Raw genomic sequence first — 23,640 nt, forward strand, 5'->3', positions numbered from 1 at the left:
GCCTCGCTTTCTCAGGAGTGGGTCGTGTTGTCCATTTTACCCGCGCTACGGTATGCTACCACCATTTATTTACCCACTTTCCCCCAGGCAGTTGTCGCAGATGAACCAAGTAACTCCACGCGGGGATTACGTCCCGGCGGAATTCGAGGGGCGCGTCCAGCGCGCCTGGAGCGAGGCGGGCGTGTACCGGGCGGTCGAGGATCCCGCGCGGGACAAATACTACTGCCTGTCGATGTTTCCGTACCCGAGCGGGCGCCTGCACATGGGTCATGTGCGCAACTACACCATCGGCGACGTGATCGCGCGCTATCAGCGCATGCAGGGCAAGAACGTCCTGCAGCCCATGGGATGGGACGCCTTCGGCCTGCCGGCGGAGAACGCGGCGATGAACAACGGCGTGCCGCCGGCGCGCTGGACCTACGAGAACATCGAGTACATGCGCGGCCAGCTCAAATCGCTCGGCTTCGCCATCGACTGGGAGCGCGAACTCGCCACCTGCCAGCCCGAGTACTACCGCTGGAACCAGTGGCTGTTCCTGCGCATGCTGGAGCAGGGCATCGTCTACCGCAAGACCGGTACGGTGAACTGGGACCCGGTGGACCAGACGGTGCTCGCCAACGAGCAGGTGATCGACGGCCGCGGCTGGCGCACCGGCGCGCTGGTCGAGAAGCGCGAGATCCCGATGTACTACATGGCGATCACGCGCTACGCGGAGGAGCTGCTGGCCGATCTCGACACGCTCGCCGACTGGCCGGAGCAGGTGCGCCTGATGCAGCGGAACTGGATCGGCAAGAGTTTCGGCGTGCGCATCGGCTTCCCTCACACGATCGATGGCGGCGGCGTGCTGTGGGTGTTCACCACGCGTGCCGACACGCTGATGGGGGCGACCTATGTCGCGGTGGCCGCCGAGCATCCGCTCGCGTTGCATGCGGCGAAAAACGATCCCGCGCTCGCCGCCTTCATCGAGGAGTGCAAGCGCGGCGGCGTCACCGAGGCCGAGCTCGCGACGCAGGAAAAGAAGGGCATGGCGACCGGGCTCACCGTCACCCATCCGCTCACCGGCGAGGCGCTCCCGCTGTGGGTGGCCAATTACGTGCTGATGGGTTATGGCGAAGGCGCGGTGATGGCGGTGCCGGCCCACGATGAACGCGACTTCGAATTCGCGATCATGAATCGCCTCCCTGTTAAACCCGTCATCGTTCCTGAAAGCTGGCGCGACTCCGATTATGATCTCGCCCCCGGGGTTTTCGAGCAACGCGATGGGGACCCCTCGAATCGGGATTTTCCACTCTTCTATAATAAATCGGCCGCCGATTCACTCGGCTGGGCCTACTGGGACGATCGCCATGCGGAGCACGGCATATGCGTGAATTCCGGTAAATACGACGGCCTCGATTTCGACCAGGCCGTCGACGCCATCGCCGCCGATCTCGCGGCCAAGGGGCTGGGCGAGAAGAAGGTCACCTGGCGCCTGCGGGACTGGGGCATCTCACGCCAGCGCTACTGGGGCACGCCGATCCCGATGATCAAGTGTCCCGCCTGCGGCGACGTGCCGGTGCCGGACGATCAGCTGCCGGTGGTGCTGCCCGAGGATCTGGTGCCGGACGGTTCCGGCAACCCGCTGGCGAAATCCCCAGCGTTTCTGAACTGCACTTGTCCGCGGTGCGGCGGCGCGGCGCAGCGTGAAACCGACACCATGGACACCTTCGTCGATTCGTCCTGGTACTTCCTGCGCTACGCGAGCTTCGACGGCAAGACGATGGTGGACCGGCGCGCTGATTACTGGATGCCGGTGGACCAGTACATCGGCGGCATCGAGCACGCCATCCTGCACCTGCTCTATTCGCGCTTCTGGACCAAGGTCATGCGCGATCTCGGCCTGACCTCTGTGCGCGAGCCGTTCCGCAAGCTGCTGACCCAGGGCATGGTGCTGAACCACATCTTCTTCCGCAAGGGCGCGGCCTCGGGCATCACGTATTTCGCGCCGGACGAGGTCGAGGTGACGCGCGACGAGCAGGGCCGCATCGTCGCCGCGACGGCGAAGAAGGACGGCCGGCCGGTCGAGTACGGCGGCATCGGCACCATGTCGAAGTCGAAAAAGAACGGCGTCGATCCGCAGGAGCTGGTGCGCCGCTACGGCGCCGACACGGTGCGCCTGTTCATCATCTTCGCCGCCCCGCCCGAGCAGACGCTCGAATGGTCGGACGCTGGCGTCGAGGGTGCCGCGCGCTTTCTGAAGCGCTTGTGGAAGCTGGTCAACACGCATGTCGAGCAGGAGGACGGGTCCGCTCCGGCGCCGCTGAACGCGCTCACCGATGCCCAGCGCGGCCTGCGGCGCCAAGTACACCAGGCCATCGCCAAGGTGAGCGACGACCTCGGCCGGCGCTACACCTTCAATACCGCGATCGCCGCCGTCATGGAGTTGGTCAACGCGATGAGCCGCTTCGACGATACCACCACGGCCGGTCGCGCGGTGATGCGCGAGGCAGTGGAGGCCGTGGTGCTGCTGCTGGCCCCGGTGGTGCCGCATGTCTGCGAGGTCCTGTGGGAGTCGCTGGGCAAGGAAGGTTCTGTCGTCGGCGCCGCCTGGCCACGGGTGGATGCCGCCGCCCTGGTGACGGATACGCTGGAGATCGTGGTGCAGGTCAACGGCAAGCTGCGCGGCCAGGTCAGCGTGCCCGCCGGCGCCGACAAGGCGGTGATCGAGCAGGCCGCCCTGGCGGAGGAGAACGTACGCCGTTTCATCGACGGCAAGGCGGTGAAGAAGGTGATCGTGGTGCCGGGCAAGCTGGTGAATATTGTCGTATGAGGCGCGAGGCGGACGGAAGATGGATCGCGCAGGGCTTGCTGGCCGCGCTGATGCTGTTGGCCGCCGGCTGCGGGTTCCACCTGCGCGGTTCGCAGGGAGACTTCGCGGCCCTGCCGCCCGTGCTGGTAAAGGGCGACGGTGCCGCGGCGACGGAGCTCAGGCGCGCCCTGCTCAGTGCGGAGACGCCGGTGGTCGATGACGCCGCGCAGGCCCGGCTGGTCGTGACCATCGTCGACGAGCGGCGCGAGCGCCGGGCCTCCGCGGTGGGTACCACGGGACGGGTGCAGGAGTACGAGCTGAATTATACGGCGCGTTTCCGCGTCGACGATCCCGCCGGCGCGGCGCTCGCGCCCGAGCAATCCGTCACCGTCCAGCGCAGCTATTCCTTCGACAGTACGGATGTGAACGCCAAGAGCAATGAGGAAGACGGTCTCTATCGGGACATGGTGTTCGATACGGTGCGCCAGATTCTGATCCGCCTGCAGGCGATCAACGCGGGCCTCCAGCAGCCGGGTCCCGCCGGGGCGGCGCCATGAAGCTCAAGGCGGAGCAGCTGGAGGGGCATCTCGCGGGCGCGCTGGCCCCCGTCTATGTGATCAGCGGGGACGAGCCCCTGCTCCTGCAGGAGGCCTGCGATGCGATCCGTGCCGCGGCGCGCGCGCAGGGCTGCGCCGAGCGCGTGGTGTTCAGCGTCGAGCCCGGGTTCGACTGGGGCGAACTGGCGCAGGCGACGGCCGGGATGTCCCTGTTCGCGGCACGTCGACTGATCGAACTGCGTATGCCGGGCGGAAAACCGGGTGACGCGGGCGCGCGGGCGTTGAGCGAGTATGCCGCGCATCCCGCGGACGGTGATGTGCTGCTGATCAGCCTTCCGCGTGCGGACAAGGCGATGCAGGCGGCCAAATGGTTCTCGGCGCTGGAGCGTTGCGGCGTGCTGATCCAGCTCTGGCCTCCCGCGCCGGCGCAGTTGCCCGGCTGGATCGCCCAGCGCATGCGCGCGCGCGACATGCAGCCGACGCCCGCGGCGGCGGCGGCCCTGGCCGGGCGCGTGGAGGGCAATCTGCTCGCCTGCGTGCAGGAGATCGAGAAGATGCTCCTGCTGCACGGGCCGGGCGCGATCGACGAGGCGGATGTCATGGACGCGGTGGCTGACAGCGCCCGCTTCGATGTCTTCACCCTGGTCGACGGCGCCCTCGCGGGCGATGCCGCGCGCTGCGTGCGCGTCCTGCGCGGACTGGAAGGGGAGGGCGTGGAGCCGGTCCTGGTCGGCTGGGCGCTGACGCGCGAAATCCGGTTCCTGGCCGCCGTGTCACAGGGGATCGCGCAGGGCAAGAAGCCCTTTGCCCTGTACCAGCAGCACCGTGTGTGGGAGAAGCGCCAGCCCCTGCTGGAGCGCGCGCTGAAACGCCATGATCTGGGGCGCTGGCGCGTACTGCTGGGGTGCTGCGCGCGCCTGGATCGCCTGGCCAAGGGGCAGGCGGCGGGCAATGTATGGGATGAATTGCTACAATTATGCCTACTTACCGCAGGGGTACGAATCGAGGCGCTGGCACGGCCGGCGATGCAGTGATGGACATCCAGGCATACATGACCGCAGTCGGCCGCCGCGCGCGTGCGGCGGCGCGCGCCATGGCGCGCGCCGGCACGGCGGAGAAGAATCGCGCGCTGGCGGCGATCGCCGCGGCCATAAACCGCGCGCGCGCCGACATCGTCCGTGCCAATGCCGCCGACCTCGAGGCGGGACGCGCGGCCGGGCTGGATGCGGCGCTGCTCGACCGCCTGACCCTGGACGACAGGCGCGTCGATGCCATCATCGACGGCCTGCATCAGGTCATGGCGCTGGCCGACCCGATCGGCGAGATCAGCCATATGGCCTATCGCCCCTCCGGGATCCGGGTCGGGCGCATGCGCGTCCCGCTGGGGGTGATCGGCATCATCTACGAATCGCGGCCGAACGTCACCGCGGATGCCGCCGCGCTGTGCCTGAAAGCGGGCAACGCGGCCATCCTGCGCGGCGGCTCCGAGGCCTTGCGCTCCAACCAGGCGCTCGCCGCCTGCATCCGCGCCGGTCTGGCCGAGGCCAATCTCCCCGCCGATGCGGTGCAGGTCATCGAGGTCGCCGACCGCGCGGCGGTAGGCGAGCTGCTGCGCATGAAGGAGTATGTCGACATCATCGTTCCGCGCGGCGGGCAGGGCCTGATCGACCGCGTGATGCGCGAATCGCTGGTCCCCGTCATCAAGCATTATCACGGCATCTGCCATGTCTATATCGACGACCGCGCCGACCTCAACAAGGCGATCAAGGTGGCCTTCAACGCCAAGACCCAGCGCTACGGCACCTGCAACACGATGGAGACCCTGCTGGTCGCGCAGGGCGTCGCCGCCCAGGCGCTGCCGCCGCTCGCGCGCCTGTACCGGGAGAAGGGTGTCGAGCTGCGCGGCTGCGCCGCGACGCGTGCGATCCTGCCCGATATCGCCGCGGCGACGGAGGCGGACTGGATCACCGAATACCTGGCGCCGATCCTTTCGATCCGCGTCGTGGCCGGCCTGGACGAGGCGATGGAGCACATCTTCCGCTACGGTTCCGGCCATACCGACGCCATCCTGACCGAGGACATCGGGCGCGCGCAGCGTTTCCTGCGCGAGGTCGATTCGAGCTCGGTGATGGTGAATGCCTCGACCCGTTTCGCCGACGGCTACGAATACGGGCTGGGCGCCGAGATCGGCATCAGCACCGACAAGCTGCACGCGCGCGGCCCGGTCGGGCTTGAGGGGCTCACCTCGCAGAAGTACGTCGTTATCGGCGATGGCCATGTGCGGACCTAGGGCGATGATGATCGGCCCCTTCCGGACGGAGTGACATAACGGCATGCCGATGCGGCGCCTCACCCCTCACGCCTCCCGCCTCGCCCGATCCTCATGATCGGCATCCTCGGCGGCACCTTCGATCCCGTTCATCTCGCGCATCTGCGCTGTGCCCTGGAAGTGCAGCAGGCCTTGCGCCTGGCGGAGGTCCGGTTCGTGCCGTGCGGCCAGCCGCCGCATCGCCCCGCGCCGGCAGCGGACCCTGCGCAGCGGCTCGCGATGCTGCGGCTCGCGCTGGAGGGGCAGACCGGTTTTGCGATCGACGAGCGTGAACTCAGGCGGGCGGGTCCGTCCTATATGGTCGATACCCTGGCATCGCTGCGTGAAGAGCTGCCCGAACAGCCCTTGTGCCTGATTCTCGGCATCGACGCCTTTGTCCAGTTGAACACCTGGCACCGCTGGGAACGGCTGATCGGGCTGGCGCACCTCGCGGTGATGACGCGGCCCGGGCCACAGGCCGGGCCGGGCGGCGCGGTGGCCGCGCTGCTGCAACGGCATCGGGTCGATGACCCCGGGGTGCTGCACGAAACCCCGGCGGGACACATAATTCTCTGCCCGGTTACCCGCCTGGAGATCTCGGCGACCCGCATTCGCGCGCTGCTGGCGCAGGGCGCGGATGCGCGCTATCTCACGCCCGACGGCGTGCTGGAGTACATTCGCCGGACGGGTCTGTACCGCGAGGCACACATCATGGAGGCCGGACAATGACGCCGGAACAACTGAAAGACATCGCGGTGGCCGCGCTGGAGGATATCAAGGCGGTGGATATCCGCGTCCTCAACGTCAGCGGCATGACCGGCGTCACCGATTTCATGATCGTGGCGGGGGGCACCTCGGCGCGTCATGTGCGTTCGCTGGTGGACTCCGTGGTGGTCAAGGCGAAGGCGAGCGGCGTGGCGCCGCTCGGCGTCGAGGGGGAACAGCACGGCCAGTGGGCACTGGTCGATCTGGGTGATGTGGTGGTGCACGTCATGCTGCCCGAGATGCGCGATTTCTATCAGCTGGAAAAGCTGTGGAGCTTCGACGCCCGGGAAAAACGGGTCTGAGCCGGGGCGGCCGCGATCCCGCGCCGGGCAATCGATGCGCATCCATTTCCTCGCGGTCGGACAACGCGTCCCGGCATGGGTCGAAGAGGGTTATCAGGAGTTCGCCCGCCGGCTGCCCCCCGAGTGCCGCCTGCAATTGACCGAGATCGCCGCCGCCCGGCGTGTCAAGGGCGCGGATATCGAGCGCCTGCGCGCGGAGGAGGGCGAACGCCTGCTGGCCGCCCTGCCGCGCGACGCCCATGCCGTCGCACTCGATGTGCGCGGGGCGGGCTGGAGCACCGGGCAACTGGCCGCCCGCCTCGCCGAGTGGCTGCAGGGCGGACGGGACGTCGCGCTGATGGTCGGCGGTCCCGATGGCCTGGCGCCGGAGTGCCTGCAACGCGCCGACGCGGCCTGGTCCCTGTCCGCCCTCACCCTGCCGCATGCCCTGGTCCGCATCGTCGTCGCCGAACAGATCTACCGCGCGTGGACGATGTACAAGGGGCATCCGTATCACCGGGCGTGAAAAATACAGGACTCAGTGCTGAGGGACCAAGGACCACGTTAAGGATACAGCCATGGGATCAGTGACCGTTGAATCTTGGATGCCGGCCTTTAGTATGGTTATTGATTTCACTCAGACCTTGGTCCTACCTCCTTAGTCCTGTCCTTTATGGATCCTTTGATTTTGGCCTCATCCTCCCCCCGCCGCCGCGAGCTGCTGACGCAGATCGGGGTGGCGTTCGAGGTCGTCGCGGTGACGGTCGATGAGGGCCTGCGTGCGGGCGAGGCGCCGGAGGACTACGTGCTCCGGCTGGCGCTGGAGAAGGCGCGCGCCGGGGTCGCGGCGGCGGGACGGGCGGAGACGCGCCTCGCGCTCGGCGCCGACACCGTGGTAGTCCTGGACGGCGAGATCCTGCAGAAACCGTCCGGGCGCGCGGAGGCGCTGGCCATGCTCGCCCGCCTGTCCGGCCGGACCCACCGGGTGCTGAGTGGCGTCGCGCTCGCGGGACGCTGCGAATGCACGCGTCTCAGCGATTCGCGGGTGACCTTCCGCCGGATCGCTACGCGTGAACGCGAGATCTACTGGGAGACCGGGGAGCCGGCGGACAAGGCCGGCGCCTACGCCATCCAGGGCCGGGGGGCGGTATTCGTCGAGCGCCTGGAGGGGAGTTACAGCGGGGTGGTTGGTCTGCCCCTGCGCGAGACGGCCGAGATGCTCGCCCAGTGCGGCGCGGATCTGTATCACTCACCGCCGGAGTAAGACCAACGCCGCGAACCCGGGGCGGGGCCCTGTGTCATAATTGGGGCGTCCGTCCGGTCCCGATCCCATCCAAACAAGGTCCACAGCGTGAGTGACGAAGTCCTGGTCAATGTGACGCCGCGCGAAACCCGCGTCGCCATCGTGGAGAACGGCCTGTTGCAGGAGGTGCACGTCGAGCGGGCCAGCAAGCGCGGCCTGGTCGGCAACATCTATCGCGGCGTGGTCAGCCGCATCCTGCCCGGGATGCAGGCCGCCTTCGTCGACATCGGCCTCGAGCGCACCGCGTTTCTGCACGCCGCCGATATCCAGTCCGCGGGCGATAACGGCGAGGAGGGCGCCCCGCGCAAGGCCCCGGAAAACATCGCGAACCTGCTGCAGGAAGGGCAGCGGGTGCTGGTGCAGGTAATCAAGGATCCGCTCGGCAGCAAGGGCGCCCGCCTCACCATGCACATCACCATCCCGTCGCGTTACCTGGTCTACGTCCCCGATATGAACGGGGTCGGCGTCTCCCAGAAGATTGAGCGGGAGGAAGAGCGCGTCCGGCTGCGCGACTTCGTACTCGAGCTGCGCGGCGAGGGCGCGACCGGGGGCTACATCGTGCGTACCGCGGCGGAAGGCGTGGCCCGGGACGGGCTGCAGGAGGACATGAGCTTCCTCTCCCGGCTGTGGACGTCGATCAGCCAGCGCGTGGCGGAGGGCGGCGAGGACGGACTCGTATACCAGGCGCTCCCGCTCGTGATGCGCATCCTGCGCGACTCTCCCGGCAACCGCATCGAAACCGTCCGCATCGATTCGCGCGAAACCAGCCAGGCCGTGCTGGAGTTCGTCCGTAATTTCATTCCCGAGCTCGTGCCCCGCATCGAGCACTATCCCGGCCAGCGCCCGATCTTCGACCTGTATTCGGTGGAGGACGAGATCCTGAAGGCGCTCAGGCGCAAGGTCCAGCTCAAGTCCGGCGGCTATCTGATCATCGACCAGACCGAGTCGATGACCACCATCGACGTCAACACCGGCGCCTTCGTCGGTCACCGCAATCTCGAGGAGACCATTTTCAAGACCAATCTGGAGGCCGCGCAGGCCATCGCGCGCCAGCTCCGCCTGCGCAATCTGGGTGGCATCATCATCATCGATTTCATCGACATGCTCGCGGAGGAGCACAAGCGACAGGTGCTGCGGGCGCTGGAGAAGACGATGGAGTCGGACCGCGCCAAGCGCTATATTTCCGAGGTCTCACCGCTCGGCCTGGTGGAGATGACGCGTGAACGTACCCGCGAGAGCCTGGAGCATGTGCTGTGCGAGCCCTGCCCGTCCTGCGAGGGGCGCGGGCTGGTCAAGACGCGCGAGACCGTGTGCTACGAGATCTTCCGCGAGATCCTGCGCGAGTCGCGCCAGTTCGAGGCCCGCGAGTTTCTGGTGCTGGCCGCCCAGGGCGTGGTCGACATGCTGCTGGATGAGGAATCGACCAGCCTGGCCGAGCTCGAAGCCTTCATCGGCAAATCGATCAAGCTGCAGGTCGAGTCGCTGTATACCCAGGAGCAGTTCGACGTAGTCATGCTGTGAAGGCGGTTCCCCGTCATGCCTTACCCCCGTTCAATCCCGCGCAGGGGATTTGCCCTTGATCCGCCTCTTGTATAGCCGCTTGTGGCTGTTCGGGGCGGGCCTGATCATCCTGTTCGCCGCGCTGCTGTCCGTCGCGCGCCTGCTGGCGCCCTATGCGGCCGGATACCACGACGTCCTCGAGCGCAAGGTCGGCGAACTGATCGGGCAACGCATCGAGATCGGGTCCGTCAGCGTCGACTGGCGCGGCTTCGGACCGCGTGTGCGAATGTCCGGGATCAGCCTGCACGACCGGGAAAGCGGCCGCGAACTGGTACGTTTCGCCCGCGGCGAAATCGAGGTCGACCTGCTGGTCTCCCTGCTGCGCGGCGGCTGGTACCTCGACCGCCTCGGCGTCTCCGGGGCGAGCCTGGCCGTCACCCGCGCCGAGGATGGCGCGCTGACCGTCGCGGGCATCGGCGTGCCGGCGGCTTCGGAGACGGTTCCCGGCGGCGGGGCCGACCCGTTGCTGGCCTGGCTGCTGGCCCAGGGCCGCCTCGCGGTGGAAGACGTCGAGCTGGACTGGATCGACCGCCGCGGGCCGACGCCGGCCGAGCTCCACTTCAGCGCCGTGAATCTCGAAATGGATAATTCCGGGGCGCGCCATCGTTTCACCGGATCGGCCCTGCTGCCGGAACTGATCGGACAACGTTTTTCCTTCGCGGTCGACGCTCATGGCGATGTCCCCGGTCCGCGGGGCTGGGAGGCGCGTTTCTATGTCGACGGCGCCGGGCTGCGCCTGGCCGAGCTGCTGCAGGAGACCGCGCTCGCCGGCCTGCAGCTGCGCGATGGCGCGGCCAGCGCCCGTCTGTGGGGCGAATGGCGGGACGGGCGCGTGACGCGGCTGGAGGGCTTCGCCTCGGCCGCGGGTATCCGGCTGGCCGGCGCGCGCGCGGAGACCGCGCCGGCCTTGGCTATCGATGCGGTCGCCGGCCGCTTCGCCTGGCGCCGGGAGGACGCCGGCTGGCGCGTGGACGTCAATGACTTTAGCCTCGCCCGCGCCGACGGGGCGTGGCCCGCCAGCGCATTCGGCCTGCAGTATCGGGAGGCCCGCGACACCGCGCCGGGCGCCCTGCGCCTGCACGCCGCGTATGTCGATGTGGGTGATGCGGCCGGGCTGCTGGCGCTGAGCGATGCGCTGTCGCCGCGCTGGACCGAGGCCCTCGCACAACTGGATCCCCGTGGACGCCTGCGCGATGTCGATCTGGTGTTCGACGGATCTTCACCCGTGCCGTCCCTGGTGCGGGCGGATTTCGAGGAGCTGTCCACCTCTCCATGGGAGCGGGTGCCGGGCATGTCGGGCATGGACGGCCGGCTCGTCGCGGATCCGGCGGGGGGGCGCATCGAGCTGGACGCCGCTGCGGCCGCTGTGCGTTTTCCGCATCTGTTTCGCGCCCCCCTGCCGGTGGATGTCCTGCGCGGGGACCTGCGCTGGACGCGCGATGCCGACGGCTGGCGCGTATCGGCGCCGCGGCTGGAGCTGCGCAACGAGGACGTGGTGATGCAGTTGTGGGGCGGCTTCGAGGCCCCGGCCGGTGGCCAGGCGCCGACCCTCGCCGTGTTCGGCGGTTTTGCGGCGGACTCAGTGGAGCACACCTCGCGCTACCTGCCGGTGGGCGTGATGCCGGAAGGGACGGTGCGCTGGCTGGATCGCGCGATCCTGGACGGATCGGTGCCGCGCGGGACGCTGATGTACTACGGTGCCCCGGGGGCATTTCCCTTCGATCATGGTGACGGCCGGTTCCGTATCGATTTCGACGTGCGCAAGGGGGTGCTGGACTATGCTGCCGATTGGCCGCCGCTCGACCAGATCGAGGCGAACGTCGTGTTCGACGGCCGCCGCATGGAGATCCATGCGGCCGACGGGCGCAGCCTCGCCTCCATGGTGACGGAGGCCAGTGTCGTCATCGCCGATATGGGTGGTCACCCGGCCGTCCTCGATGTCGACGGCCGGGTGAAGGGGCCGACGCAGGACGTGCTGCGCTATCTGCGCGAAAGTCCGTTGCGCGAGCGTTTCGGGGCCTATGTCGCCGATCTGCAGGCGCAGGGCGACAGCCGGCTCGATCTCCGGCTGGCCATCCCGCTGAACGATGCCGCGTCGACGCGGGTCGATGGCCGCCTGCATCTGGACGGCAGCCGTCTCAGGACCAGCGGCGGCGGTTTCGACATGGACCGGATCCGGGGTGAACTGGGTTTTTCCGAGGCCGGTCTGGAGGCGCATGGCATCGAGGCGGACATCGTCGGCCTGCCGGCTCGCATCGACGTCCTGACGGTGAGCGGTGCGGAGGGGACGCAGACGCGGGTCAGCGCCGCCGGCCGGGCCGAAACCGCAGTGCTCGAGCGCTGGTCCCGCCTCCCCGTGCTGAGCCGAATCCGCGGCGCCCTGCCGTGGGACGCGGAGCTGAGCATCCCGGGGCATGAGGCGGCGGATACCCGGCCCGGGCTTTCGGTCACGGTCGATCTGTCCGAGGCGGAGCTGGATCTTCCGCCACCCCTGCGCAAGCCGGCGGGCGAGCCGCTGCGGATGGAGATCGACGCCGCGGTACCGCGCGCCAGCGAGCGCCCCGTTCGCATGCGGATGGACGATCGCCTTTCCGGCCTGTTTGAGCTGGACGACGATCTGCACCTGCGCCGCGGCGAGCTGCGCGTCGGCGACGGCGAGGCGGCGCTCCCGGACCGCAGCGGCCTGCGTATCGCCGGTCGGCTAGAACGGCTGTCGTACTCGGAATGGGCCGGGGCACTCAGCGCCGGAGCGGAGGCGGACGACAGGGCCGGCGCGGAGGCCCCACCCGTCACGGAGGTCGACCTGTTCGCGGACGAGGCGGAATTCTTCGGGCGCAGCTACCATCAGGCGCATATCGCGGGCACGCATGGCACGCCGGGTTGGGAGTTGCAGCTCGCCAGCGCGGAATTACAGGGCGCCATCTCCATTCCGGCGGATCCGCGCATGCCCTGGACCCTGGACCTCGATCGGCTCTACCTGGCGGCGTCATCGCCGGAGGCGGACCCCGGGGAGGGGGCGGCAGCGGCACGGGCGCCGGATCCGCGCGAACTTCCCGCGGTGCGCATCCGCAGCCGGGATTTCCGCTACAACGACATCGCCTTCGGCAGTCTCGATCTCGCCGCCTCGCGCCAGGAGGCCGGCCTGCACCTGGATCACCTTCTGCTGTCTTCCCAGCACATGCGCGTCGATGCCCGGGGCCACTGGATCGTGGCCGGGTCCGGGCAGTCCTCGGCGTTCAGCATCAAGTTCGACAGCGACGATTTCGGCGCGGCGCTGGCGCGCCTGGGCTATGCCGACACTATTGATGACGGCAAGGGGCAGTTCGACATCAATGCAAGCTGGGACGGGCCGCCCACCGCATTCGCGCTGGAAAATCTCGATGGATCGGTGGGCATGAAGATCGAGAACGGCCGTCTGCTTGAGGTCGAACCGGGCGCGGGGCGCATCTTCGGCCTGCTCAGCCTGCAGTATCTGCCGCGCCGCCTGAGCCTCGACTTCAGCGATTTTTTCCGCAAGGGGTTCAGCTTCGATCGCATCCGGGGAAACTTCGTGATCCAGGACGGCCGCGCCTCGACCCACGACCTGTTCATGGACGGTCCGGCGGCGAAGATCACGGTCGACGGCGGTATCGACCTCGCGGCCAGGACCTATGACCAGACCGTCGAGGTGACGCCGAGCGTGACCTCCGGCCTGCCGGTCGCCGGCGCCGTCGCCGGGGGCGTCGGGGTTGGCGCCGTGATCCTCTTGATGGAAAAGATGCTCAGGCCGAACATCGAGCGTCTGACGCGGATCACCTATCGCGTCACCGGGAGCTGGAGCGATCCGGTGATCGAACGCCTGCAGGATGCGGAGCGCCCCGATAACAGGTAATATTTGCGCGCCGGAAATTCGCCCGGCGTACGGACCGCCAGAGAGAAGCCGAGATGCACAGTCGAGTCGCTGCGATACAAATGGCCTCGGGGCCGAGCGTCACCACCAACCTGATGGAGGCCGGGCGCCTGCTGGCGCGCGCCGCCGCCGCGGGCGCCGAGCTGGTGGTGCTGCCGGAGAATTTCGCGCTAATGGGCATGAGCGAGCGCGACAAGGTCCAGGTGCGGGAGGAGGACGGGCGCGGGCCGATCCAGGATTTCCTTGCTGCGCGCGCGCGCGAGTACGGGATCTGGATCGTGGGCGGCACGCTGCCGCTGGTCGCGTCCGCCGCCGACAAGGTATACGCGTCCTGTCTGGTGTTCGACGCACAGGGCAAGCGGGTGGCGCGCTATGACAAGATGCACCTGTTCGACGTCATGCTCGAACAGAGCGGGGAACGCTACGCCGAATCACAGACCATCGCGCCAGGCGAGCGGGTGGTGGTGGTGGATACGCCGTTCGGCCGCCTCGGCCTCGCGGTCTGCTACGACCTGCGTTTCCCCGAGCTGTTCCGCCGCATGTCCGATCTGCAGGTGGAGATCATCGCGCTGCCGTCCGCGTTCACCGCCCTGACCGGCAAGGCGCACTGGGAATCCCTCGTGCGCGTGCGCGCCATCGAGAATCAGTGCTACATGATCGCGGCGGCGCAGGGCGGTTATCATTTCAACGGCCGCGAGACCTATGGCGACAGCATGATCGTCGACCCGTGGGGCGCGGTGCTGGAGCGCCTGCCGCGCGGCGCCGGTGTGATCAGCGCCGACATCGATCTCGCCTATCTGGCGCGCATCCGCCGCAATTTCCCTTCCCTGCAGCATCGGCGCCGTGAAATTTCCGCTGGTCTGCCGGGCGAACCGGGTCGATAATAGCCCGATGCAGCCGTTTCCTACAGTGTCGGGATGATGACCGGAGGCTCGGAAAATCTGGTCAGCGTCCGCAACCTGGTGTTCCGGTTCGGGCGGCGGGTTATCTTCGACGATGTCGACATCAATATCCGGCGCGGCGCGGTCACCGCCATCATGGGTCCGAGCGGCACCGGCAAAACGACCCTGCTGCGCCTGATCGGCGGGCAGTTGCGCCCCGATTCCGGCAGCGTCAGCGTGGATGGCGCCGAGGTAACCACCCTGCGCCGCAAGGCCTTGTTCGAGCTGCGCAAGCGCATGGGCATGATGTTTCAGACCGGGGCGCTGTTCACCTCGCTCAGCGTGTATGACAATGTCGCCTATCCGCTGCGCGAGCACACCCTCCTGACTGAATCCCTTATTCGCGACCTGGTATTGCTCAAGCTGCAGGCGGTCGGGCTGCGCGGCGCGCGCGACCTGATGCCCTCGGAGCTGTCCGGCGGCATGGCCCGGCGCGTGGCGCTGGCGCGCGCCATCGCGCTCGATCCGATGATGATCATGTACGACGAGCCCTTCACCGGGCAGGACCCCATCACGGTGGGCGTGATCATGAAGCTGATCCGCATGCTCAATGACAGCCTGGGGATGACCAGCATCATCGTGTCGCATGACGTGCAGGAAGTCTCCGCCATCTCGGACTACATTTATATGATCTCGAACGGCAAGGTGATCGGCCAGGGCGCGCCGGCGGAACTCGGTCGCTCCACTTCGCCCTGGGTGCGACAGTTTCTCGACGCCCAGCCGGACGGGCCGGTCCCGTTCCACTATCCGGCCGTGGAACTGGCGCAGGATCTGCTGGATGCGTGACGCCTGGACGCGGCGGCGGGCCGGAGGGCTGCGCGCATGATCAACCTGCTGCAGCGCCTCGGGCGCGGCGGACTCGGTTTCTTCGAGCGCCTGGGCCGCGCGCACCTGTTCGTGCTGCGCGTCTTTGCCGGCATTCCTGCCCTGGTCACCCATCCCGGCCTGGTGATCGCCCAGCTCCATTCGGTGGGTGTGCTGTCGCTGGTCATCATCGTGGTGTCCGGCCTCAATGTCGGCATGGTGCTGGGTCTGCAGACCTACAATACGCTGGTGGATTTCGGGGCCGAGGCCTCGCTCGGCCCGGTGGTCGCCCTGTCGCTGCTGCGCGAACTCGGGCCGGTGGTGGCGGCCCTGCTGTTCGCCGGGCGGGCCGGCTCGGCGCTGACCGCGGAGATCGGGCTGATGAAGGCAACCGAACAGCTGTCCGGCATGGAGATGATGGCGGTGGATCCGATCCGGCGGATCGTGGCCCCGCGTTTCCTCGCCGGCATGATTTCCATGCCCCTGCTGGCGACGATCTTCAGCGCCGTCGGCATCATGGGCGGATATTTCGTCGGCGTGGGCCTGCTCGGCGTCGACGACGGGGCCTTCTGGTCCCAGATGCAGGCCAAGGTCGACTGGCGCGAGGACGTGCTCAACGGCATCATCAAGAGCATCGTCTTCGGTGTCGTGGTGACGTGGATCGCGGTCTTCGAGGGCTACGACGCCGTGCCGACCACGGAGGGCGTCAGCCGCGCCACCACGCGCACGGTGGTGTATGCCTCGCTGGCCGTGCTGGGCCTGGATTTCGTATTGACCGCGCTGATGTTCGGGGACATTTGATATGATAAACGGCAAGATGGTCGAGATTACGGTCGGGCTGTTCGTCGCGGCGGGGATCGCCGCGCTGTTCATGCTCGCGATGAAGGTCAGCAACCTGAACGCCTTCAGCGTCAAGGATGGCTACCATCTGAAGGCGCACTTCGACAACATCGGGGGACTCAAGGTGCAGTCGCCGGTGAGCGCCAGCGGCGTCAGGATCGGGCGCGTGGTGGCGATCGAATACGATCAGGAGAGCTACGAGGCCGAGGTCAGCATGGTGATCGACCCGAAATACGACCGGCTGCCGACGGACACCACCGCCGGGATCTATACCTCCGGGCTGCTCGGCGAGCAGTACATCAGCCTGGAGCCGGGCGGTTCCGACAGCTACCTCAAGGACGGTGACCGCCTGACCCTGACACAGTCGGCGCTGGTGCTGGAGCGGATCATCGGTCAGTTTCTGTTCAGCCAGGCCGCGGAAGGCGCGGCGAAGCAGTAGTCATGATCTCATTGTTCGAGCGCTTCATGCCCGCGGTCCGGGCTGGCCGGTCCTGCGCCGCACTGGCCGGCCTGCTGCTGGTCCTTGCCGTGGGCGCGGCTCCGGCGCGGGCCGGCGGGGACGGGGCCCTCGACCTGGTACGCGACACGTCGGCCGAGGTGCAGAAGGTTCTGCAGCAGCGGCACGCGGAACTGGAGCAGCGGCCCGGCCTGATCTACGGCGTCGTGGAGGAATACATCCTCCCCCATTTCGATTTCGAGCGCATGTCGCAACTGGTGCTGGGCAAGAACTGGCGCGGCGCGACGCCGGAGGAGCGGCAGCAGTTCGTGGAGGAGTTCCGTCTGCTGCTGGTGCGCACCTATGCCACGGCGATGCTCAAGTACTCCGATCAGAAGATCAGTTTCCTCCCCGCGCGCGGCAAGGCGGGCGAGGGCGATACGGTCGTCCAGACCGAGGTCGAGCAGGCCGGCGGGCCGCCGATCCCGATCGATTACAGCCTGTACCGCAAGGGTGACGCCTGGAAGGTGTTCGACGTGAAGATCGATAACGTGAGCCTGGTGGTGAATTACCGCGGGACCTTCGCCGGCGAGATTCGCAGCGGCGGCCTGGCCGCGCTGATCCAGAAACTGCACGAGCGCAACCAGCAGGCGGCCAATGAGTGAGATCCGGGTCGATCCCGGCGATCCGGCGGCCTTGAGCGTTAACGGGGAGCTGAATTTTTCCACCGTGCCCGCCTTGCTCGAACGCGGCGCCGCGTTGCTCGCGGGGCGCGCGGGCGCGGTCCGGCTCGACCTCGGCGGAGTCACCCGGGCGGACAGCGCCGGGCTGGCGCTGCTGATCGAGTGGCTGCGGGTCGCGCGCCGCAACCGCGCCAGCATCGAGATCCGGAACATGCCGGCGCAGCTGCGGGCGATCGCCCGCGTGAGCGGCCTCGATGCCATCCTGCCCGCGGGCGGGACGGACGAGGCGCGGTGACAGGCCCCGGGTGGCGGCGTCCGCGCCGCCTGGCTTTCGACTTTCAATCTGGGGTGGGAGAATATGCAGGCGGATGAAATCAGGCGCATGATCGAGGCGGGGATTCCCGGCTGCGAGGCGTACGTCAGCGGTGACGGGACCCACTTCGAGGCGGATGTGGTGTCGGCCGCCTTTGGCGGCAAGACCCTGCTGGAGAAGCATCGCATGGTGTACGCCACGCTGGGCGACGGCATGCGCGGCGCCATCCACGCCCTGTCGATCCGGCCGTACACGCCGGAGGAGTGGGCGCGGCGCGGCGTACGTTAAGGCGGTGGCCCCGCGCGGGCGCGCTGAATTTTTTTCCTGAACGAGCGAAAGATCCACCCAAAACCATGGATAAACTGATCATCACCGGTGGCGTGCCGCTCGACGGCTCCATCAGCATCTCCGGCGCGAAGAACGCCGCCCTGCCCATCCTGGCCGCCACGCTGCTGACCCCGGAGCCGGTGACCGTCTGCAATGTGCCGCACCTGCACGATATCACCACCACCATGGAGCTGCTCGGCCGGATGGGCGTGCGACTGATGGTGGATGAAAACATGAACGTCGAGACCGATGCCTCCGACATCCAGGAATTCTGCGCCCCCTATGATCTGGTCAAGACCATGCGCGCCTCGATCCTGGTGCTCGGTCCCTTGCTGGCGCGTTTCGGGCAGGCCGACGTCTCCCTTCCGGGTGGCTGCGCGATCGGCACCCGGCCGGTGGATCTGCACATCAGCGCCTTGGAGGCGATGGGCGCCCAGATCGAGGTGAAGGGAGGCTATATTCGCGCACGGGCGCCCCGGCTGAAGGGCGTACGCCTGTTTCTCGACATGGTGACCGTGACCGGCACGGAGAACATTATGATGGCCGCCGCGCTCGCCGAAGGCACCACCGTGATCGAGAATGCGGCGCGCGAGCCCGAAGTGGTCGACCTGGCCAACTGCCTCAACCAGATGGGCGCGAAGATCAGCGGGGCCGGCTCCGATACCATCGTCGTCGAGGGCGTCCAGGAACTCAGCGGAACCACGTATTCAATCCTGCCCGACCGTATCGAGACCGGCACCTATCTGGTCGCCGCGGCAATCACCGGCGGCCGCATCCGGGTGAAGAAGACGCGCCCGGACATCCTCGACGCGGTGCTGGCCAAGCTGCGCGAGGCCGGGGCTTCGATCGAAACAGGCGACAACTGGATCGAACTCGATATGCGCGGCCGGCGGCCCGAGGCGGTCGACGTGCGCACGGCGCCCTATCCGGCATTCCCGACCGACATGCAGGCGCAGTTCGCCACGCTGAACTCCATCGCCAGCGGTTCCGGTACCATCACCGAGACCGTGTTCGAGAATCGTTTCATGCACGTGCCCGAGCTGCAGCGCATGGGCGCCGACCTGCGCCTGGAAGGCAACACGATCTTCAGCCGCGGGACGGACACGCTTGCCGGGGCGCCGGTGATGGCGACCGACCTGCGCGCCTCGGCGAGTCTGGTGCTGGCCGGTCTGGTGGCGGAGGGGAAGACGGTGGTCGACCGCATCTATCACATCGACCGCGGCTACGAGTGCATCGAGGAAAAGCTGGCCTCGCTCGGCGCCGATATCCGCCGGGTGCCGAAGCTGTGACGGGCGGCGACAAGGGTGGGGCATGATCACCATCGCGGTATCGAAGGGACGCATCCTGCTCGAGACTTTGCCGTTGCTGGCCCGCGCCGGCATCGTCCCCGTCGATGACCCGCATACCAGCCGCAAGCTGATTTTCGAGACCCGTCGTGAAGATGTCCGCCTCGTGGTGATTCGCGCCGCCGACGTGCCGACCTTCGTCGAGTACGGGGCCGCCGACATGGGCATCGCCGGCAAGGATGTGCTGATGGAATACGGCGGTGGCGGGCTGTACGAACCGCTCGATCTCCGCATTGCGTGCTGCCGCCTGATGCTCGCGGGTCCGGAACAGCCCGTGCCGCGCCCCCGGCGCGCGCGCGTCGCGACAAAGTACGTCGAGACGGCCCGGCGCTACTTCGCCGCGCGCGGCGAACAGGTCGAGATCGTCAAGCTGTACGGATCGATGGAGCTGGCGCCGCTGGTCGACCTGGCGGACCTGATCGTCGATCTGGTGGACAGCGGCAGCACGCTGCGCGCCAACGGCCTGCGGCCCTACGAAAACATCGCCGACATCAGTTCCCGCCTGATCGTCAACAAGGCGGCGATGAAGATGAAGCATGAACAGGTCAAGGGTCTGATCGCGCAGCTCGAGGCGGCGGTGGACCACAACAAGGGTGCCTGACCGGCGCGATCGTTGAACGCGGTTTTACTCTCCATTGCAGTGGTGACATATGCTCGGCATCAAGAGACTGGACACGGCGGATTCCGGATTCTACTCCCGGCTTGATGAGCTGCTCGCCTGGGAAAGCGTCTCCGATGCGGGGGTCAACGAGACGGTGCGCGCCATCCTGGCCGACGTGCGCCGGCGCGGCGATGCCGCCCTGCTGGAATACACCCGGCGTTTCGACCGGGTCGAGGCGGCCACGGCGCGGGGGCTCGAGATCCCGGCCGCGCGCCTGCGCCAGGCGCTGGACGGCCTCCCCGCCGATCACCGCGCGGACCTGGAGCTGGCCGCCGTGCGCGTGCGCAGCTATCACGAGCATCAGAAGGCCGATTCCTGGACGTACACCGAGCCGGACGGCACCCTGCTGGGTCAGCAGGTCACGCCGCTCGACCGCGTCGGGCTCTATGTCCCGGGCGGCAAGGCCTCGTATCCGTCCACCGTGATCATGAATGCGATCCCCGCCAAGGTCGCCGGCGTGCCCGAGCTGATCATGGTGGTGCCGACGCCGGACGGCGCGGTGAACGAACTGGTGCTGGCCGCCGCCTGCATCGCCGGCGTGGACCGCGTGTTCGCCTGCGGCGGGGCGCAGGCGGTCGCCGCGCTCGCCTACGGGACCGAGACCCTCCCGCGCGTGGACAAGATCGTCGGCCCCGGCAACATCTATGTCGCCACCGCCAAGGGCATGGTGTACGGCACGGTCGGCATCGACATGATCGCCGGGCCGTCCGAGATCCTGGTGATCTGCGACGGCGCGACGAATCCGGACTGGATCGCGATGGACCTGTTCTCACAGGCCGAACACGACGAGGACGCGCAGTCGATCCTGTTGTGCCCGGATCCGGCCTATCTCGACCGCGTGGCGCAGAGCATCGAGCGCCTGCTGCCGCGGATGGAGCGCGCCGACATCATTCGCACCTCGATGTCGAAGCGCGCGGCGCTGATCCGCGTGCGCGATCTCGACGATGCCGCCGCGGTGGCCAATCATATCGCGCCCGAGCACCTCGAGCTGTCGGTGGCGGACCCGCTCGCGCTCGCACGCAAGATCCGCCACGCCGGCGCGATCTTCCTCGGGCGGCATACGGCCGAGGCGATCGGCGACTACATCGCCGGCCCCAACCACGTGCTGCCGACCTCGCGCACCGCGCGCTTCTCGTCGCCGCTCGGGGTCTATGATTTCCAGAAGCGCTCCAGCCTGATCCAGTGCACGCCGGCGGGCGCCGCCGTCCTGGGCCGCACCGCCGCGGCGCTGGCCCGCAGCGAGGGCCTGACCGCGCATGCGCGGTCGGCGCAGTACCGCGTTGACGGCGAGGGCGGGGCATAGTCCCGGCGGCATCATGACGTCCTCTTCCGCATCCGCGCCCGCCGACGCCGCCATCCGCGCCCGCATCGAGCAGTGGGTGCGTCCGGAGATCCGCGCGCTCAACGCCTATCATGTGCCGCCGGCCGCCGGCCTGATCAAGCTCGACGCGATGGAGAATCCCTACCGCTGGCCGCCGGCCGTGGTCGAGGCCTGGCTGGAGACGCTGCGGGAGGTCGCGCTCAACCGTTATCCCGATCCCGGCGCGGACGCGCTCAAGCGCGAGCTGCGCGCGTTCTTCGGGGTGCCGCGCGGGATGGATCTGCTGCTCGGCAACGGTTCGGACGAACTGCTGCAGATCGTCGCGCTCGCCGTGGCCGCCCCGGGACGCGTCGCGCTGGCGCCGCAGCCGGCGTTCAGCATGTACCGCATGATCTCGATCTTTACCGGCCTGGATTTTGTCGGCGTGCCGCTGCGTGCCACCGACTTTGCCCTCGAGCGCGAGACGGTGCTGGCGGAGATCGCGCGCCGCCGCCCCGCGCTGGTACTGCTCGATTATCCGAACAATCCGACCGGTGGACTGTTCGACGCGGAGACCGTGCGCGCCGTGATCGAGGCGGCGCCCGGCCTGGTGGTGGTCGACGAGGCCTATCAGGCCTTCTCCGAGACGACGCTGATGGACTGGCTGCATGACCATCCCAATCTGCTGGTGTTGCGCACCCTGTCCAAGATGGGGCTGGCCGGCCTGCGCCTCGGCATGCTCGCGGGCCGGCCTGAATGGATCACGGAACTGGACAAGATCCGCCTGCCCTACAATATCAATGTGCTGACGCAGGCGAGCGCGGCCTTCGCCCTGCGCCACCGCACCATGCTGGAGGAGCAGGCGGGACGCCTGCGCGCCGACCGCGAGGGACTGCTCGCGGCCCTGCGCGCCTGCCGCGGTCTGACCGTCTATCCGAGCCGGGCGAACTTCATCCTGTTTCGCGCCCCGGCCGGGCGCGGCGGCGAGATCTTCGCCGGGCTGCGTGAACGCGGGGTGCTGATCAAGAATCTGGACGGCGCCGGTGATGCGCTGCGGGATTGCCTGCGCGTCACGGTCGGCACCCCCGAGGAAAACCAGGCCTTTTTGACGGCTCTGGCCGCAGTGCTGTAATAACCCCGGGCCGCGGGGTCGATTCGCACGCGAAGACGGGTTGTGCCATTATATTGGCGTTCATGTTGGAGAAGGATGGATGGGAGAACGTAAGGCCACGGTTAAACGCGACACCCGGGAGACCCGTATCTCCGCGACGGTCGATCTCGACGGCACGGGACGGGCCGTGTTCCATACCCCGGTGCCGTTTCTCGATCATATGCTGGACCAGGTCGCGCGCCACGGCATGATCGACATCGAGTTGCATGCCGAAGGGGACATCCACATCGATGCCCATCACACCGTGGAGGACATCGGCATCGTGCTCGGCCAGGCGTTGGCGCGGGCGCTCGGCGAGAAGCACGGCATTCGCCGTTACGGCCACGCCTACGTGCCGCTGGACGAGGCCCTGTCGCGCGTGGTGATCGATCTGTCGGGCCGTCCCGGCCTGGATTACCATGTGGTCTTTCCGCGCGCGCGCATCGGGGAGATGGACGTCGACCTGCTGCAGGAGTTTTTCCGCGGCTTCGTCAACCACGCGCTCGTCACCCTGCATATCGACTGCCTGCGCGGAGTCAACGCACACCATATCGCGGAGACAATATTCAAGGCCTTTGGTCGCGCGTTGCGCGCGGCGGTGGAGCCGGATCCGCGCGGGGCGGGCATCATGCCGTCGACCAAGGGCAGCCTCTGATTCCTGCCTGGCCAGGTTTTTCGTTCGAGCGGACGATGGATACAATCCCATGACGACGGTAGCGGTAATCGATTACGGCATGGGCAACATCCGTTCCGTGTCCAAGGCGCTGGAATACGTCGGCGGCGACGCCCAGATCGAGGTCAGCTACGACCCGGAGCGCATCCTGCATGCCGACCATGTGGTGTTCCCCGGTGTGGGCGCGTTGCGCGACTGCATGTCTGAATTGCAGCGGCTGGAGCTCGACGACGTGATCCGTGAATGCGCCCGCACCCGTCCGTTCCTCGGCATCTGTCTCGGCATGCAGGCCCTGCTGGATTTTAGCGAAGAGAATGGCGGTACCTCCGGCCTCGGTATCGTGCCCGGGCGTACCGTGCGGTTTCCCGGCGGCGACCCCGGCGCGGAACCGCTCAAGATCCCCCACATGGGCTGGGATCGCGTCCATCAGGCACATGCCCACGCTCTGTGGGAGGGGATCGCCCAGGACAGCTATTTCTACTTCGTGCACAGCTACTATGTGGAACCGCGCGATGCCGCGGTGGTCGCCGCGACGACCGATTACGGCGTTTCGTTTGCCGCGGCGCTGGCGCGCGGTAACATATTCGCGGTGCAATTCCATCCGGAAAAGAGTCAGCAGGCGGGACTGAAGCTGCTGGCGAATTTTCTCGCCTGGGACGGCGGGATCTAGCGGCCGGGCGCGGCAAGCCGCGTGTATCCGGCAACAGGTAAGAAG

The 23,640-nt window shown here is 67.7% G+C and carries 23 protein-coding genes; all 23 read left to right on the top strand.

The genetic code is table 11. The features are described from left to right. Window positions 1–100 precede the first annotated feature (100 nt). The 23 genes from IPM20_12145 to hisH all read left to right on the top strand — a co-directional run bounded on the left by IPM20_12145 (window position 101) and on the right by hisH (window position 23,595). Window positions 101–2,809, top strand: coding sequence for a leucine--tRNA ligase (locus IPM20_12145; protein ID MBK9132371.1), 2,709 nt, complete (start codon window positions 101–103; stop codon window positions 2,807–2,809). Next, window positions 2,806–3,345, top strand: a complete 540-nt coding sequence (locus IPM20_12150) for a hypothetical protein (protein MBK9132372.1) — start codon at window positions 2,806–2,808, stop codon at window positions 3,343–3,345. Before IPM20_12145 ends, IPM20_12150 begins: the two co-directional genes overlap by 4 nt. Beyond that, window positions 3,342–4,379, top strand: a complete 1,038-nt coding sequence (locus tag IPM20_12155) for a DNA polymerase III subunit delta (protein ID MBK9132373.1) — start codon at window positions 3,342–3,344, stop codon at window positions 4,377–4,379. Before IPM20_12150 ends, IPM20_12155 begins: the two co-directional genes overlap by 4 nt. Next, complete coding sequence (locus tag IPM20_12160; protein MBK9132374.1) at window positions 4,379–5,635, top strand: glutamate-5-semialdehyde dehydrogenase; 1,257 nt, start codon at window positions 4,379–4,381, stop codon at window positions 5,633–5,635. Before IPM20_12155 ends, IPM20_12160 begins: the two co-directional genes overlap by 1 nt. 93 nt (window positions 5,636–5,728) lie before the next feature. Beyond that, window positions 5,729–6,382 (top strand): nicotinate-nucleotide adenylyltransferase, encoded by a 654-nt coding sequence (gene nadD / locus IPM20_12165; GenBank protein ID MBK9132375.1) that lies wholly within the window; start codon window positions 5,729–5,731, stop codon window positions 6,380–6,382. Next, complete coding sequence (gene rsfS / locus IPM20_12170) at window positions 6,379–6,720, top strand: ribosome silencing factor (protein MBK9132376.1); 342 nt, start codon at window positions 6,379–6,381, stop codon at window positions 6,718–6,720. The genes nadD and rsfS overlap by 4 nt, the downstream gene beginning before the upstream one ends. A 34-nt stretch (window positions 6,721–6,754) precedes the next feature. Further along, the gene (rlmH, locus tag IPM20_12175; GenBank protein MBK9132377.1) at window positions 6,755–7,225 is read left to right on the top strand and encodes a 23S rRNA (pseudouridine(1915)-N(3))-methyltransferase RlmH; all 471 of its coding nucleotides are present in this window, start codon (window positions 6,755–6,757) and stop codon (window positions 7,223–7,225) included. A 147-nt stretch (window positions 7,226–7,372) separates the two neighbouring features. Beyond that, window positions 7,373–7,963, top strand: a complete 591-nt coding sequence (gene maf / locus IPM20_12180) for a septum formation inhibitor Maf (protein ID MBK9132378.1) — start codon at window positions 7,373–7,375, stop codon at window positions 7,961–7,963. 87 nt (window positions 7,964–8,050) lie between these two features. Then, the gene (gene rng / locus IPM20_12185) at window positions 8,051–9,523 is read left to right on the top strand and encodes a ribonuclease G (protein ID MBK9132379.1); all 1,473 of its coding nucleotides are present in this window, start codon (window positions 8,051–8,053) and stop codon (window positions 9,521–9,523) included. Between the two features lie 55 nt (window positions 9,524–9,578). Beyond that, window positions 9,579–13,433 carry a TIGR02099 family protein gene (locus tag IPM20_12190; GenBank protein MBK9132380.1) on the top strand — a complete coding sequence of 1,285 codons (3,855 nt, stop codon included), beginning with the start codon at window positions 9,579–9,581 and terminating at the stop codon, window positions 13,431–13,433. Window positions 13,434–13,486: 53 nt separating this feature from the next. Continuing rightward, window positions 13,487–14,335, top strand: coding sequence for a carbon-nitrogen hydrolase family protein (locus IPM20_12195; GenBank protein ID MBK9132381.1), 849 nt, complete (start codon window positions 13,487–13,489; stop codon window positions 14,333–14,335). Between the two features lie 33 nt (window positions 14,336–14,368). After that, on the top strand, window positions 14,369–15,178 hold the full coding sequence (locus IPM20_12200; GenBank protein ID MBK9132382.1) for an ABC transporter ATP-binding protein: 810 nt from the start codon (window positions 14,369–14,371) through the stop codon (window positions 15,176–15,178). Between the two features lie 36 nt (window positions 15,179–15,214). Continuing rightward, window positions 15,215–15,997 carry a lipid asymmetry maintenance ABC transporter permease subunit MlaE gene (mlaE, locus tag IPM20_12205; protein ID MBK9132383.1) on the top strand — a complete coding sequence of 261 codons (783 nt, stop codon included), beginning with the start codon at window positions 15,215–15,217 and terminating at the stop codon, window positions 15,995–15,997. A 1-nt stretch (window position 15,998) separates the two neighbouring features. Continuing rightward, the gene (gene mlaD, locus IPM20_12210) at window positions 15,999–16,475 is read left to right on the top strand and encodes an outer membrane lipid asymmetry maintenance protein MlaD (GenBank protein MBK9132384.1); all 477 of its coding nucleotides are present in this window, start codon (window positions 15,999–16,001) and stop codon (window positions 16,473–16,475) included. A gap of 26 nt (window positions 16,476–16,501) precedes the next feature. Next, complete coding sequence (locus IPM20_12215) at window positions 16,502–17,137, top strand: ABC transporter substrate-binding protein (protein MBK9132385.1); 636 nt, start codon at window positions 16,502–16,504, stop codon at window positions 17,135–17,137. Then, window positions 17,130–17,450: an STAS domain-containing protein gene (locus tag IPM20_12220; GenBank protein MBK9132386.1), complete on the top strand. Its 321-nt coding sequence runs from the start codon at window positions 17,130–17,132 to the stop codon at window positions 17,448–17,450. Before IPM20_12215 ends, IPM20_12220 begins: the two co-directional genes overlap by 8 nt. Before the next feature lie 63 nt (window positions 17,451–17,513). Further along, a complete protein-coding gene (locus tag IPM20_12225; protein ID MBK9132387.1) occupies window positions 17,514–17,756 on the top strand; it encodes a BolA family transcriptional regulator in 243 nt (80 codons plus the stop codon). Between the two features lie 65 nt (window positions 17,757–17,821). Continuing rightward, window positions 17,822–19,084: a UDP-N-acetylglucosamine 1-carboxyvinyltransferase gene (gene murA / locus IPM20_12230; GenBank protein ID MBK9132388.1), complete on the top strand. Its 1,263-nt coding sequence runs from the start codon at window positions 17,822–17,824 to the stop codon at window positions 19,082–19,084. A gap of 22 nt (window positions 19,085–19,106) precedes the next feature. Further along, window positions 19,107–19,742, top strand: a complete 636-nt coding sequence (locus tag IPM20_12235; GenBank protein ID MBK9132389.1) for an ATP phosphoribosyltransferase — start codon at window positions 19,107–19,109, stop codon at window positions 19,740–19,742. A gap of 49 nt (window positions 19,743–19,791) precedes the next feature. Further along, window positions 19,792–21,105, top strand: a complete 1,314-nt coding sequence (gene hisD / locus IPM20_12240; protein ID MBK9132390.1) for a histidinol dehydrogenase — start codon at window positions 19,792–19,794, stop codon at window positions 21,103–21,105. 13 nt (window positions 21,106–21,118) lie between these two features. Continuing rightward, entirely contained in the window at window positions 21,119–22,234 is a 1,116-nt protein-coding gene (locus IPM20_12245) for a histidinol-phosphate transaminase (GenBank protein MBK9132391.1), read from the top strand. A 79-nt stretch (window positions 22,235–22,313) separates the two neighbouring features. Further along, entirely contained in the window at window positions 22,314–22,907 is a 594-nt protein-coding gene (gene hisB / locus IPM20_12250; GenBank protein MBK9132392.1) for an imidazoleglycerol-phosphate dehydratase HisB, read from the top strand. Window positions 22,908–22,956: 49 nt separating this feature from the next. Next, a complete protein-coding gene (hisH, locus tag IPM20_12255; protein ID MBK9132393.1) occupies window positions 22,957–23,595 on the top strand; it encodes an imidazole glycerol phosphate synthase subunit HisH in 639 nt (212 codons plus the stop codon). Window positions 23,596–23,640: the final 45 nt, after the last annotated feature.

Source organism: Gammaproteobacteria bacterium, from assembly GCA_016716465.1.
Lineage (GTDB): Bacteria > Pseudomonadota > Gammaproteobacteria > SZUA-140 > SZUA-140 > JADJWH01.